The 11,499-nt window shown below is 59.9% G+C and carries 17 protein-coding genes and 3 pseudogenes; 8 read left to right on the forward strand and 12 right to left on the reverse strand.

Annotated features, from left to right (window positions below; genetic code table 11):
* Both ACK543_RS04300 and ACK543_RS04305 read right to left on the reverse strand, forming a co-directional pair.
* Nucleotides 1-201 (reverse strand): annotated as a pseudogene (locus ACK543_RS04300) (hypothetical protein); the annotation flags it as partial.
* A gap of 169 nt (nucleotides 202-370) precedes the next feature.
* Nucleotides 371-1,426, reverse strand: a complete 1,056-nt coding sequence (locus ACK543_RS04305) for a Fic family protein (protein WP_409941621.1) — start codon at nucleotides 1,424-1,426, stop codon at nucleotides 371-373.
* Nucleotides 1,427-1,590: 164 nt separating this feature from the next.
* Here ACK543_RS04305 and ACK543_RS04310 point away from each other — a divergent pair, with 164 nt between their 5' ends.
* Genes ACK543_RS04310 through ACK543_RS04320 form a run of 3 tightly spaced genes read left to right on the forward strand, consistent with a single transcriptional unit; the run spans nucleotide 1,591 to nucleotide 2,291 of the window.
* Nucleotides 1,591-1,794 (forward strand): hypothetical protein, encoded by a 204-nt coding sequence (locus ACK543_RS04310; protein WP_409941622.1) that lies wholly within the window; start codon nucleotides 1,591-1,593, stop codon nucleotides 1,792-1,794.
* 11 nt (nucleotides 1,795-1,805) lie between these two features.
* Entirely contained in the window at nucleotides 1,806-2,042 is a 237-nt protein-coding gene (locus ACK543_RS04315; RefSeq protein ID WP_409941623.1) for a hypothetical protein, read from the forward strand.
* Between the two features lie 3 nt (nucleotides 2,043-2,045).
* Nucleotides 2,046-2,291: a DUF3489 domain-containing protein gene (locus ACK543_RS04320; protein WP_409941624.1), complete on the forward strand. Its 246-nt coding sequence runs from the start codon at nucleotides 2,046-2,048 to the stop codon at nucleotides 2,289-2,291.
* A gap of 396 nt (nucleotides 2,292-2,687) precedes the next feature.
* On the opposite strand, the gene ACK543_RS04325 is transcribed toward ACK543_RS04320, so the two are convergent.
* Nucleotides 2,688-3,017: a type II toxin-antitoxin system RelE/ParE family toxin gene (locus ACK543_RS04325; RefSeq protein ID WP_409941625.1), complete on the reverse strand. Its 330-nt coding sequence runs from the start codon at nucleotides 3,015-3,017 to the stop codon at nucleotides 2,688-2,690.
* Complete coding sequence (locus ACK543_RS04330; RefSeq protein ID WP_300234926.1) at nucleotides 3,014-3,265, reverse strand: type II toxin-antitoxin system ParD family antitoxin; 252 nt, start codon at nucleotides 3,263-3,265, stop codon at nucleotides 3,014-3,016. The genes ACK543_RS04325 and ACK543_RS04330 overlap by 4 nt, the downstream gene beginning before the upstream one ends.
* An 18-nt stretch (nucleotides 3,266-3,283) precedes the next feature.
* Between ACK543_RS04330 and ACK543_RS04335 the strand changes: the two genes are divergently transcribed.
* The 3 genes from ACK543_RS04335 to ACK543_RS04345 all read left to right on the forward strand — a co-directional run bounded on the left by ACK543_RS04335 (nucleotide 3,284) and on the right by ACK543_RS04345 (nucleotide 4,799).
* Nucleotides 3,284-3,463, forward strand: coding sequence for a hypothetical protein (locus ACK543_RS04335; RefSeq protein ID WP_409941626.1), 180 nt, complete (start codon nucleotides 3,284-3,286; stop codon nucleotides 3,461-3,463).
* Complete coding sequence (locus ACK543_RS04340) at nucleotides 3,464-3,622, forward strand: hypothetical protein (protein WP_409941627.1); 159 nt, start codon at nucleotides 3,464-3,466, stop codon at nucleotides 3,620-3,622. It abuts the gene before it with no gap.
* 136 nt (nucleotides 3,623-3,758) lie between these two features.
* A complete protein-coding gene (locus ACK543_RS04345) occupies nucleotides 3,759-4,799 on the forward strand; it encodes a DnaJ domain-containing protein (protein ID WP_409941628.1) in 1,041 nt (346 codons plus the stop codon).
* A gap of 867 nt (nucleotides 4,800-5,666) precedes the next feature.
* On the opposite strand, the gene ACK543_RS04350 is transcribed toward ACK543_RS04345, so the two are convergent.
* The 5 genes and pseudogenes from ACK543_RS04350 to ACK543_RS04370 form a co-directional block, all read right to left on the reverse strand.
* A complete protein-coding gene (locus ACK543_RS04350; protein WP_409941629.1) occupies nucleotides 5,667-6,962 on the reverse strand; it encodes a type II toxin-antitoxin system HipA family toxin in 1,296 nt (431 codons plus the stop codon).
* On the reverse strand, nucleotides 6,952-7,212 hold the full coding sequence (locus tag ACK543_RS04355) for a helix-turn-helix transcriptional regulator (RefSeq protein WP_409941630.1): 261 nt from the start codon (nucleotides 7,210-7,212) through the stop codon (nucleotides 6,952-6,954). Before ACK543_RS04355 ends, ACK543_RS04350 begins: the two co-directional genes overlap by 11 nt.
* Before the next feature lie 271 nt (nucleotides 7,213-7,483).
* Nucleotides 7,484-7,573 (reverse strand): annotated as a pseudogene (locus tag ACK543_RS04360) (PIN domain-containing protein); the annotation flags it as partial.
* Nucleotides 7,574-8,038: a helix-turn-helix domain-containing protein gene (locus ACK543_RS04365; RefSeq protein ID WP_072327258.1), complete on the reverse strand. Its 465-nt coding sequence runs from the start codon at nucleotides 8,036-8,038 to the stop codon at nucleotides 7,574-7,576.
* Nucleotides 8,035-8,208: a hypothetical protein gene (locus ACK543_RS04370; protein WP_409941631.1), complete on the reverse strand. Its 174-nt coding sequence runs from the start codon at nucleotides 8,206-8,208 to the stop codon at nucleotides 8,035-8,037. The genes ACK543_RS04365 and ACK543_RS04370 overlap by 4 nt, the downstream gene beginning before the upstream one ends.
* Before the next feature lie 34 nt (nucleotides 8,209-8,242).
* On the opposite strand from ACK543_RS04370, the gene ACK543_RS04375 reads away from it, so the two are divergent.
* A complete protein-coding gene (locus ACK543_RS04375) occupies nucleotides 8,243-8,482 on the forward strand; it encodes a helix-turn-helix transcriptional regulator (RefSeq protein WP_409941632.1) in 240 nt (79 codons plus the stop codon).
* On the opposite strand, the gene ACK543_RS04380 is transcribed toward ACK543_RS04375, so the two are convergent.
* Both ACK543_RS04380 and ACK543_RS04385 read right to left on the reverse strand, forming a co-directional pair.
* Nucleotides 8,440-8,610: a hypothetical protein gene (locus tag ACK543_RS04380; RefSeq protein ID WP_409941634.1), complete on the reverse strand. Its 171-nt coding sequence runs from the start codon at nucleotides 8,608-8,610 to the stop codon at nucleotides 8,440-8,442. The two genes, ACK543_RS04375 and ACK543_RS04380, sit on opposite strands and share 43 nt — an antisense overlap.
* 103 nt (nucleotides 8,611-8,713) lie before the next feature.
* Nucleotides 8,714-9,217 (reverse strand): hypothetical protein, encoded by a 504-nt coding sequence (locus tag ACK543_RS04385; protein ID WP_409941635.1) that lies wholly within the window; start codon nucleotides 9,215-9,217, stop codon nucleotides 8,714-8,716.
* On the opposite strand from ACK543_RS04385, the gene ACK543_RS04390 reads away from it, so the two are divergent.
* A protein-coding gene (locus ACK543_RS04390) for an IS3 family transposase (RefSeq protein WP_409941633.1) occupies nucleotides 9,098-10,293 on the forward strand; the annotation gives its coding sequence in 2 pieces (ribosomal slippage) (nucleotides 9,098-9,362 and nucleotides 9,362-10,293; 1,197 coding nt in all). The genes ACK543_RS04385 and ACK543_RS04390 overlap by 120 nt on opposite strands.
* A gap of 39 nt (nucleotides 10,294-10,332) precedes the next feature.
* Here the strand turns inward: ACK543_RS04390 and ACK543_RS04395 are convergent.
* Nucleotides 10,333-10,698 (reverse strand): annotated as a pseudogene (locus tag ACK543_RS04395) (transposase); the annotation flags it as partial.
* Between the last annotated feature and the right edge of the window lie 801 nt (nucleotides 10,699-11,499).

Below are 11,499 nucleotides of genomic sequence, written 5' to 3' on the forward strand. Positions count from 1 at the left end.
TTTGCGATCTTTGCCGAGCAAGACGTAATCGCTGAACTGGTGGCCTTCGTAGGGTGTGCGTGGCTCGGCCACGCCTACGGGCAAAGCGGTGAGGATGTCGAATTCCTCGACAACCTGGGTGGGGTCTTTGACATTCCAGCCTGCCTGAGCGAGTTGGTGGTCAATCAACTCTGACCGGGTTTGTGCCTCGGATTTAGTCATGCGTTACCTTCTCCCAACTGTCTGCCCTGAGCGCATGGCATTGCTATCGACCACTTTCTAGCGCCTGTGGTCGATAGAACCCTTTGATTCATTGGGTCAGCCCCGCGGTATCGCCCGGCGGCCATCTCCGATCTATCGACGATAAGGCTCAGGAGGTCCGATAGCACCTTCATGGCCTCGCCCCCGTTTGTTCCCATTTGGCAGCGCGGCCTTTGCCCGTTGGCGTTATCAGCCCTTCAGCTTTCATGGCCCGCAAGACGACGCGCACCATGTCGCGGCTGATGCCGGGGCAGGCTTCTTCAATTTCAGAAATCGAGAACGGCAGGTTTCTTTTGAGGATTTCAGCGCGTACACGGTCGCCCTTGGCGCCGCGCCCGCGTTCGATGGTGCCGACACGTTCCTCAAATTCTTTGTATGCCCGCAGCAGAGCCCCCCAGAAGTAGTCCAGCCACGGAGCAATGTCGTGGCTACCGTCATGCCAGCCTTGCGAGCTGGCCTCCAGCGTTTCGTAATAGCTCTCTTTCGATTCTTCGAAAATGCGCTCCAGGCTGATGAAGCGGCCCACCGCGTAGTCGAAGTGATAGAGCAATTGCAGAGTGAGCAGCCGTGCCATGCGGCCATTGCCATCCGGGAAGGGGTGGATGCAGAGAAAATCGAGGATGACCAGCGGCACCAGCACCAGTGGGTCAGCCAAATGTTGATCTAGCGCCGTGCGGTAGCGCGCAATCAGATCGCTCATCGCCATGGGCGTGAGATGCGCCGCCACGGGCCGGAAGCGAATGCGTGAGCTGCCATCGGGGTGGCGCTCGACGATATCGTTGTTAGTAGCTTTCCAGTGCCCCCCGGGCTGCGGCATGTAGCGATACAGAATGCCGTGAAGCTGCAGAACAGTGCCTTCCGAGAATGGCATCTGCTCGCCGCTTTCGTGGATCAGGCCCAGCGCGTCACGGTAGCCTGCCACCTCTTGCTCGGAGCGGCTTTGCGGTGTGGCGTTTTTGAGCACCAGCGACTTCAGGCGGTGCGCTGCGACCACCACGCCCTCTAGGCGGTTTGATGACTCGGTGGACTCCACCACGGCCACCTGCCGCAAGTCGCTCAACACCTCAGGCGACTGTGCCATGTACAGCTGCTGCTTACCCCGGTACTCGCCCAGAGCGCGCAGCGTCGCCAGTTGCTGAGCATCAAAGCGCAGCTTGGCGAGGTAGTCGGGCAAGAGTGAGTGCATGAAGGATCTCGGGGGCCGTAAATGGGGTAATCGTATCCTGAATTGGGGTAATACACCACGCCATTGCCCTTATAAATGAATGATTACCCTGTTTGGCAACGCTTGGCTTCTTGATCGTTCAGCGCGTGAATGGTGGCGTCATCCACCAACCAAGGAGCCCCGCAATGAACACCAAGCCCACCGCCACCGACGCCTACCTCGCCTGCGCCGCAGCCATCCACATCAAGTTGACCCGGCTGCAGCAACTGGCCGACGACCACTTCGGCCATGACCCTGACGCCATCCACTGGGGTCACATTGGTGACCTCGGCCGTGTGGATCAGGCGCTGGATGATCTGCTGGCGATCTTCGACGGTCAGGCCAAGTGAGGGAGTCCGTGATGGAAACGCTGCCCAAAGTCTCCCCTGCCCAATGCCTGCTGCTGCGCACTGCCGCCCGCCGTCCTGATGGGCGAGTGATCCCGCCCGACACGCTGCGCGGCGGCGCACGGGTCAAGGTGCTGACCGCACTGCTGCAGCGCGGCTGGATTGAGCACGCCGACGGAGGCTACCTGCTGACCGACGCGGGCTACGTAGCCATCGGACAGCTGCGACCCGTGCCGCTGGCTGGTGTCTAACCAGTGGACGCCACCGGGGACCTCCAACTCCTGGAGGGCATCCCGGTACGCCCCGGCACCAAGCTCGCCGCACTGGTGATGTCGCTGCGCCGCCCGCAAGGCGCGACCAGTCTCCAACTGATGCTTGCCACCGGCTGGCAGCCACACACCGTGCGTGGAGCCATTTCCGGGATGCTGCGCAAGAAGCTCGGCCTGAACGTGGTGCTGGCGCAGAACGAATCCGGCGAGCGGATGTACAGGGTGGTGTGATCTGCCGCCAAGGGTGTCAAGTCTCCGGAGGCCCTTGCCCGTACCCCGGCGCGTCTGACGCATCGGACACAGGTTGTCGCAACTTCCCGTGAGGCTCGCGTACGCGTATCGAGAGTTACGTGGAACTGTGTCCGACGCGTCAGACGGCGTGCAAAGCGCTTGTGGGCCGATTTCTGCGACCCAGCCAGCGAATCGGCTGCATTGCAGTATCGCCAGTAAGGCCCCCTTTTGCCTGGGGCATGTATGCGTTCCTTGGCCATAACAAAAGGCGGTGACCATCAGCATGGTCACAACCATCACCGTCGATGGCCCGCTATGACAGTGGTGATGGTTGTGACGGTCGCCCCTTATTGTTCACACCGCCGGAAACGCAGATATGCCCTGGCGATCCAACCGTCACACGGCGTCAGGCTCCTGCATCCACGCCGGGATATCCCGCTGGCCGTGCAGCACACGCCAGACGTCGATGTGGTCTGGGCGCTCGGCATAGAACACAAGGTGCGGGTAGCGCGTCAGCGGCCATGCGCGCAGGCCCGGCAGGTTGAGTTCGTGGGCGTAGCGTGGGGAACCTGTGGCCGGGTGGCGACCGATGTGCCCGTAAGCCCTCTCCAACGCATCGACGAAGCCCATTGCCACGGCTTCGCCCGCCTCACTCAGGTAGTAGGCGACGGCCTCGTCCACATCCGGGTTGGCCTGCTCACGCGGGATGACTGGCTTGACCTTCACGCCTTGGCAGCGGGTTTGGCGGCCTTGCGCACCCGATCACGCAAGCCTTCGAAGTAGCTGGCATCAGCAGGGGCCGCCGGGGCCGAAGCAGCCCCAGCCAGCAGCAGGTTGCGCAACTGCAGGCGGTCTTGATCCTTGCGGATCAACTCGCGCACGTACTCGCTGCTCGTGCCATAGCCGCGCTGACTGACCTGCTCATCCACGAAGGACTTGAGGGTGTCGGGAAGAGAGATGTTCATCGTGCTCATGGCGCAAGCGTAGGTTCTTTGGCAAAATTTGGCAACACCCGTTTTCCGCCATACCAAAAGAAGGCATCCATACCCAACCCAAACAACTGCCTGCGCTACTGGGACCTGGCCGACCACAGCCGCATCGATGACGCGATTGGCCTGTGGTGCGGGGTGGAGGCTGCCAAGCTCGCCAGTCTGAATTTCGAGACCCAGTGAATGAGCGCCAAGCGGGCCGCGCTGGTCACCGCCCTGCGCACGGAGCACCTCGAATATGAAGACCTGGGCATCCTCACTGCGCGTGGCCAAGTGTTCAAGGGCGCTCCCATCGACGAGTTGCTGGTCGAACACGGAACCGAACCCGCAGCCGTCATCTGAACAGGAGTCCGTCCGCAAGAACACTGTCCCGGATTTGGATCATTCGGCCGTTTTCGCGGACAAGGCCTGCGGTGCACAGACGAGGCCAGACCGGCGCCCAGCCCGAGGAGCCTGGCGGCACGCTGCGCCTGCTACCATGCTGCACCGCAACAAAGCTTGCGCCATTGAGATCATGGACCTCGACGACCCTTATCACGAACTTGGCCTGTCACCGGGCTCCAGCGATGCCGAAGTAAAGGTTGCGTGGCGCCGCCTGTCCGCACGCTGGCACCCGGATCGCAACAGCAGCCCGCATGCCCTACGAAAGATTCAGCGTATCAATCGGGCACTGGAAATGATCCGCAACGCCCGGGGCGAACCGGAGGCTGAAACTGAGTATTCCGCCTCCGACGCGGAAAAATCCACCGTCGAGCACACCATCAGCCTCACGCTCGAGGAGGTGGTGAGCGGTTGTGTCAGGGAAGTGCGGGGCGAGGTGGCCGAAGACTGTGCCGAGTGCAGCGGCAGTGGCCTGCAACTGCAGGCGACCCAGTGCAGCGAATGCGGTGGCACCGGCCACATCCGGCAGCCTCTCTGGTTCGCCTGGGTCTCGTCCTCAGTTGAATGCACAGCCTGCCAGGGGCAGGGGAAGACGCGCCAAAGCTGTATCGCCTGCGCGGGCAGCGGCAAGGCACCGGCGCGCAAGTACCGCTGCCGGGTGCCCTTCGCGCCTGGCGCGCGCGCTGGCGACCTACTTGATGTCAAAGCCTGGGTGCAAGGCAGTCAGCGCCGGCACGCGCTGACGCTGCGCGTGCGCGTGGAACTACAACCGCACGCGTTCTTCACGGCTGAAGCCGATGGGACCTTGAAGTGCGATCTGCCCGTTGATGGTTTTGCATGGATGGCCAATCGCTGGATCGAGGTTCCCACCCCCTGTGGGCTGCAACAGATGAAGCTACGGCGGGGTCACCTGAACTACCGCATCAAAAACGCCGGCCTTCCGTGGACGAGCCAGGCGGAGGCTGGGGACTGCATCATCACCGTCGTACCGATGTTTCCGCACGAGTTCAGCCAGGAGCAGGACGCGGCGATTGATCGGCTGGTGGCCAGTAACTCCGGGACGGCCGGCACGTCGGCTGGCGAGCGCATGGCGGCATGGAACCGGTTGTTGGACAACTGGCAGGATCGGCGCAGGTGAGATCGTCAGTGACCATCAGCATGGCGGAGTGATGCTGGCCGCGAAGTTATGACCGACTTGTTCAGGCTGGACCTGAGCTTTTGCCTTCGTTACGCTGTTGGAAGCTTCTCAGCCTGAGCAACCATTCAATGATTGAGTCGGCACCTTTGAACTTGAACCAGCCGTTCGGGCTGAGCCTGTCGAAGCCTTGCGCAGAGCTTCGAACCGCATCAACGCATTCAAGTTGGTTGATGCCAACTCAATAAATGCCGCGAAGCCGTCATTCAGAGAAAGCGCTCGCTCCACCATAATATGAAATCCCAACCCTTATCCGGTTGGGATTTTTTTGCCTGTTCCCCCAGTGTTGGCGCGGTTTCGGACCTTGGCCTCTTGAGCGCGCCCCTCCAGAAGTAGTGTTTCCGGCGCCCATTGCGCGGTTTTTCTCTCTCTGTTCTTTGCTGCCCTCTTGAGCATTCAAGGCCCGAAGTCGTGTATCAGCGCGGGTTTGCGGGCCATCGGTTTGCATCTTCATCTGGCTAAGCGTGCGCGACCGAGTGTGAGAACGATGAATGCTGGGGGTCGAAAACCCGATGTGAGAAACAGGGTCTCGGTGTTGTTTGAGAAGGCATCGATCTGTGTTCCACGATGAACCGATAGATCAGCAGGTGGGGTGGAACCCCGCACCAAACGACTATTGAAAGTACGCAATCGAAGCGCTGCGGGCTGCTACGAACCATTGCGAACTCAATCGAAAAGCCTGCCGGATTGTAGACCTGCAAGCAGGTTTTCCAGCCATGCTGCTCGCCGGGAACGGGCGTCAAACTCGTCTGCGATTGGATGTCAGTTCAATTCCCAAACCCGGAATTGAACCCGCGTCCGCATGGTGGTTTAAACGGAGGGCTCGGCGGCTGCGTCATTGTCGGCGGCGGGGTCGGTGAGCCTCCGAATCGTCAGGGCGCAGCGTTGTTCAATCAAGGTATTGATTTGCTCAACCACAGCATTGCCAGCAAAACTGTGTCCGGGTTCTGACTGGAGCTTGCGCGCCGTCGGCGGCAGTAATTTTGCCAATTCCAGAATGCGCCGTTTGGCCTGCGCCTTGGTAAAGCCGACGCCTTCGGCGAACTGCTCCCAGTGACGCTTCTCAACTTCGCTGAACTTGTACTTGCTGCCGATTTTCATCGCCATCTTCTGCGTCAGTGTTGGATACACCGCCGTCGAGAGCGTGTCGTAAAACGGTGCCAGAACGGTGGCTTTGCCTGAGTACAGCAGAGAGAAATTCTTGGCGTGCGCATCATGGTTACCGATCAGCGCATTGAAGATCACGTAATCGAGCAGTCGCAGAACCTGCGGCGCACTGGGGCGCGTCGCACTGCGTACCAGATCAAAACACTGCGCCAGATCCGGGCCACCTTCATTCTGGTATTTCATTTCCGGCACCACGCCCAGCGCCTGGCAGAAGTCCTCTTGATGAAGCCGTTGCCGGTGCCCCTGGGCATCGATCAGTCGGTCGTAGCGCTCAACCAGTAGAAAGGAGCGATCCAATACCTGGTGGACTTTTGATTTCGCTGGCTTGAGCTGCATGGCCTCAGCTAGTGCCATGCAAAACCCTTCGTTGATCACGCTGTCTTCAACGGCGTGGATGGCCGGTTTCAGGATGTGGGAGCTAGGCGTGCCGCCCCGGGGCAGCCCGATGTGCGCACCATCAAACACCACCGGCAGTTTGTCTTGGGCACCAGCCAAAGAAAGCCGCAAGCCATCTTTGCCTGCCAACATGGGGCGACGCGGCAATTCATCCAGGATGGCCACGACTTCCTCGTCGCTCAGCCATTGAACGTCATCGCCGCCTATCGGAACAGGCAAAGTCTGCCCCGGCTCAAGGAAGGTTACAGCCCCAGCACATTCGCCACCGATGTGGTCCAGCAGCGCAAAGTCGTTCTGGCCCGAGACCTGGAACTGCTGCGCAATCAGGCGGCGCATCTGCCCTTCGGGCAGTAGGCCCGCAAAGAACGGGCGCGTTTTGCGATCGTCAAATGGTTCTGCTTGCAGAGGGAGCGAGGCGGACAAGGCAACGGCGTCTTTGTGTGACAGCCAATCGGGAGCGTAACAATAGTTCAGTCTTCCATCGACCAAGGCCAACGTGCCGACCCGATCGGCGAAAAGCCAGACTTCCAGCTCATGCGCCATGGTTGCCACCCTCGCGTTGATCGTTGGCCACGGATGATGGCAACCCGCTCAACTGGACCTCCCCACCCAGTGCATCAATGACCCGCAGCACGTTTTCCAGTCGCAAGGTGGGCTTGCCTGCTTCAAGGTCGACAATGAAGCGAACACCCACCCCTGCCGCCAGCGCCAACTGGGGCTGCGTCAGCCCGAGCTGCTTGCGAGCGGCACGCAGTGCACGCCCTAGCTGTTGAGGTGATCGAATGGATGTCATGGCTTGGCCAGTTTCCCGTTCGGGAAATTATCAGTCACAACCGGACCAAGTGCAAAGGATATTTCCCGATCGGGAATTCTTGGTGTGATTGGGGCGTGATTCGGTCTGCCATTTCCTGATCGGGAAATGGTGGCGATCTCGATTCCAAATTGATACCCCCATACACCCAATGTGGCGCGGTTTTCAGAACCGCCCCAATTTATGACGCAGTTGGCCCGTCCCATACCCGAACTGCGCCACGGCCTTTTCTTTGCGGAGATTAACGGCATCAATCGGTCAGCGCCAGGCGCATCAGCGAGTCGCGCAACGGTGCCGGGTAGAGCACGCATGCGTCGTAGATGACGGTGAAGTTCGAACTCATTCATTCGTACCCCATCTTGAGCGCCTGGGCTTGCTCGGCCAGTGCATCGAGGGCCTTGCTGCGCTCAGCGTCGATCCGCTCCTTGTACGCGATCACGTCCTGGTAGCGGACGCGGCGGTGCGTGCCGATTTTGTGGAACGGGATCTCGCCGCGCTCCAGCAACTGCACGAGGAACGGTCGCGAGACGTTAAGCACGTCCGCTGCGTCCTGGGTCGTCAGCTCAGCGTGGATCGGGATGATGCTGACCGCGTTGCCCTCACCGATTTCGGTCAGGACGTCCACGAGCAGCCGCAGCGCCGATACCGGGACGCGAACCGGATGAGACGCGCCCTTGTCGTCGAAGATCTCGATCTGCTGGGTTTCCGCGCGGGTCTGCAGGAAAGCGGACAGCGCCCGGCCGCTCTCGCGGGCAATGGCAACTTCTTCGGCCGTCGGCAACGAATGGGTGGGAGAGAGTGTGGTCATGGCAGCCTCCTGGGAGCTTCAAACAGCATCGTGGGAGGGAGTATAACCAAAATAAACGAATACTCGAAATATCCGAAACGTAGTGGTTTTGCCGCAGGTAACCAAAAACACACCCACTCCGCCGCCAGGCCGCGCTGCGCCTTGGCTCCCGGGCGGAACAGCGCGTTCATGGACTCCTACCAACTCATTCGGAAGGAGACCAAGATGGAAATCGTTCACCTCAATCAAAAACAACTGGCTGTTCGTTGGCGCATCAGCGAGGCTTGTCTCGAGCGATGGCGCAGTGAGGGCATCGGGCCACGGTACCTGAAAATCGGTGGTCGGGTGCTGTATCGGCAGATCGACATCGACGCCTACGAAGAGTCGTGTCTGAAGATATCAACATCCCAGGCCGTCGTTGGCTATGTCCCGTCAAACAAGCGCTCGCAGTGCTCTGCGGCATAGCCAGAAGCCACCTTCGGACTGGCAGCAAAGAAAAACCCGCCCTTTGCCGACTGCGCGTGCGTGTTCGCCCCAAGCGCCAGCGGGTCAAAGAACTCCACATCGGCGGCCGTCCCGTGATACACCACCATCGGCTCGCCTGTCTGCGGGTCGATGGCTTTGGAGACGGTGGCGGGGTTGACGGATGCTGCGGCATAGACCAAACTTCTTCCAAGGCTCGCCAAGGGCCGGGGTTCAGACTGACGGTTGCCAAACGCGGCTTCCGATCCCCCGGAGTAACTGGCGGGCCTTGCGCTTTCTATTGACGAAAGCTACGTGATCGTAGAAGCGGCGACCATCCTGAACCTCTCGCACCACGATGCGGGCCACATATTCAGCCCCATCGACACTGACTCGTGCCGCGTAGGTTTCAACAGCGACCACGCCTTGCCGCATATCTGCTGTGTCTCTTGCGACGAACGTTGCGCCCTTAATGAGCTTGTCGAGCACTCGGACAACAGCCCGCTTTTCAAGTCGCATGCAATGCTGTAGCGCCCCCTCAATCCCGCTTGGTTTGACCTTGCCCCCGAAAAACGTACTCCTTAGCTGATGGGTAAGAATCAGTTTTAGGAGAAAGAAATGAGCGAAGCGAAACGACGGGCGCGGTACACGTTGGAATTCAAGCTGGAAGCCGTCAGGCTGGTCAAGGCTGGCCGGGTGGCCGCTGTCACGGCAAAGGTGTTGGGTGTCCCCAAGCAGACGCTGCACAGCTGGGTACGGCTCGAAAAAAAAGGAACTCTCAAGGGGGCTGGCGACAAGCCGGTGAGTGCTGAGCAGATGGAGTTGGCCAGGCTGCGTGCCGAACTGGCCCGGGTCAAGATGGAGCGCGACATCTTAAAAAAAGCGACGGCGTACTTCGCAAGGGAATCGACGTGAAGTACGCCTGGATAGCCATCAACAGGCAGCGGTGGTCAGTTTCCGTGGCGTGCGACATGCTGGGCGTGAGCACCAGCGGCTACTTCGAGCACATGCGCCGCAAGGGTACGGACAAGCCATCCAAGGCGGGCGCCAACAAACGCATCAGCAACGAGGCTCTGCTGGCCCACATTCGGGCCATCCACGCCGAGGTCAAGCAGGAATACGGCTGGCCCAAGATGTGCAAGGAACTGGTGGCCCGAGGCATCCGGGTGGGCAAGGAGCGGGTGCGGCGCATGATGAAAGAGCACGGCATCAAGGCCCGGGGCAAGAGGAAGTTTGTCGTCACCACCGACAGCAAACACAGCCTGCCCATTGCGCCGAACCTGCTGCAGCGCAACTTCACGGCGACTGCGCCCAATCAGGTGTGGACGGGCGACATCACCTATATCGCGACCGACGAGGGCTGGTTGTACCTGGCCGTGGTGCTGGACTTGTTCAACCGTCAGGTGGTGGGCTGGAGCATGCAGCCACACATGCACAGTTCACTGGTGACGGATGCGTTGCGCATGGCGTGGTTCCGGAGAGCGCCAGAGGCTGGTGTCATCTTCCATTCTGACCGCGGCAGCCAATACTGCGGACATGAATTGCAGGCTGCGCTGGCCGATTACAAGATGAAAAGCTCCATGAGCCGCAAGGGCGACTGCTGGGACAACGCGCCCACGGAAAGCTTCTGGGGGCGTCTGAAGGTGGGGCGCTTGTACGGTCGGAAATTCGAGACCCGCAGGCAGGCCATGGACGAGGTGATTGACTGGATGACGTTCTACAACCACCGCAGAATTCACTCGACATTGGGCTATGTCAGCCCGATGCAGTTTGAGAAAAGCTGGCACGCGGCACAACTCAAGAAGGCCGCATAATTGACCAGCTAAGAGGTACGTCCAACAGGGGCAGGTTCACCAGGCGGTCTGGTAGCTCCCCAAACCCAATACGCGCTGGAGCCCCAGGGCACTCACGCCTTGCTTCTGATTGGTCAGGTACCACGCCGCAGCCAGCCATACACGCAGCGGCGTGCGCGTCTTGTCGAAGATGGTCCCAGAGGTCACTGTGCCTTGGTACTGGCATGAGCGGCACATCAGGCGGGTGCGGCTGGCTCGGCACACATCACCAGCGTTGCCGCAACGCGGGCAGACGAAGCCTTGGGGCCAGCGAAGCTTCTCCAGGAACGCCTGGCAGGCTTCTTCGGTGGCAAACCAGTCAAGAAATTCATTCCAGGTGCGAGGGTAGTCCTGCCCGGGAGTTGGCGTTAGCATCTGGGTTTCCATCCAGCTATTGTGACGCTGCTGGAGCTAAATAGACACCCCTTTCATGCATCCAGTATGATGCTATACAGGATTGATATCAAACACTTTTTGGGGACGTCATGCGGCTTTGTTTAACGACTGCGGTTCTGGGTATCCGGTGTTTGGTCAGATAAACCACAAGTTGGCGTCACAAACCATGTCCCGAGTCCTCTTCCGTACAACATGGGCGCTTGCGATTCTGTTTTTCGCGAGCGCTGTCATTGCCGACACGCCACTCCTGGGTGACCAGTTCCGCGCAATGGGCCAGCTCCTCATCTGGTCTGCAATCTGGTGGGGAGGCGACGCCTGGATTCGAGTGCTCGGCAGGCGCTCAGCTACCCAGACTTCAACAGTCCTGCATGTGTACACCAAGCGCGAGCGAATGAAACACGCCCTCCCTCCACTTCTTGTATGCCTGGTAATTGCTATCGCAGTCCCCTTCTTGGAAGGAACAACACCCGCACAGGCATACACCATGTCCGTCGTCTTCGTAGTAGTGGGTGTTGTCGTAGCTTGGCGGCGTTGGAAGGTAATGCACGCCGAAGTGTCAGGGGACAGTTCAGCATAGATTAACGCATACCCATTGACTTGGTTCCTCAAGCTTTTCACCAATCCACGAGAGAAAGCCAACCACCAGCGCGCATGCAGGTGACGCCTAACGAGTAAGGATAGATCGCGCGAAGCCGCGATCTGATCCGTTTGTTGGACAAGCCCGGTGGTGGAAGCTGAAGTGGGAAGTTGTGCCCCTGTAGATTGATCCGATGGAGCGGGGTGTGGTGGGCA

Source organism: Acidovorax sp. (genome assembly GCF_046341535.1).
GTDB lineage: Bacteria > Pseudomonadota > Gammaproteobacteria > Burkholderiales > Burkholderiaceae_C > Acidovorax.

Coding starts and splice junctions, on each gene's coding strand:
- ACK543_RS04315 (WP_409941623.1), top strand. CDS start 1,806: ATGGAAACGCTGCCCAAAGTCTCCCCTGCCCAATGCCTGCTGCTGCGC.
- ACK543_RS04355 (WP_409941630.1), bottom strand. CDS start 7,212: ATGACATCCATTCGATCACCTCAACAGCTAGGGCGTGCACTGCGTGCC.
- ACK543_RS04380 (WP_409941634.1), bottom strand. CDS start 8,610: ATGGTGGTGTATCACGGGACGGCCGCCGATGTGGAGTTCTTTGACCCG.
- ACK543_RS04375 (WP_409941632.1), top strand. CDS start 8,243: ATGGAAATCGTTCACCTCAATCAAAAACAACTGGCTGTTCGTTGGCGC.
- ACK543_RS04310 (WP_409941622.1), top strand. CDS start 1,591: ATGAACACCAAGCCCACCGCCACCGACGCCTACCTCGCCTGCGCCGCA.
- ACK543_RS04330 (WP_300234926.1), bottom strand. CDS start 3,265: ATGAGCACGATGAACATCTCTCTTCCCGACACCCTCAAGTCCTTCGTG.
- ACK543_RS04350 (WP_409941629.1), bottom strand. CDS start 6,962: ATGGCGCATGAGCTGGAAGTCTGGCTTTTCGCCGATCGGGTCGGCACG.
- ACK543_RS04345 (WP_409941628.1), top strand. CDS start 3,759: ATGCTGCACCGCAACAAAGCTTGCGCCATTGAGATCATGGACCTCGAC.
- ACK543_RS04365 (WP_072327258.1), bottom strand. CDS start 8,038: ATGACCACACTCTCTCCCACCCATTCGTTGCCGACGGCCGAAGAAGTT.
- ACK543_RS04305 (WP_409941621.1), bottom strand. CDS start 1,426: ATGCACTCACTCTTGCCCGACTACCTCGCCAAGCTGCGCTTTGATGCT.
- ACK543_RS04340 (WP_409941627.1), top strand. CDS start 3,464: ATGAGCGCCAAGCGGGCCGCGCTGGTCACCGCCCTGCGCACGGAGCAC.
- ACK543_RS04370 (WP_409941631.1), bottom strand. CDS start 8,208: ATGAACGCGCTGTTCCGCCCGGGAGCCAAGGCGCAGCGCGGCCTGGCG.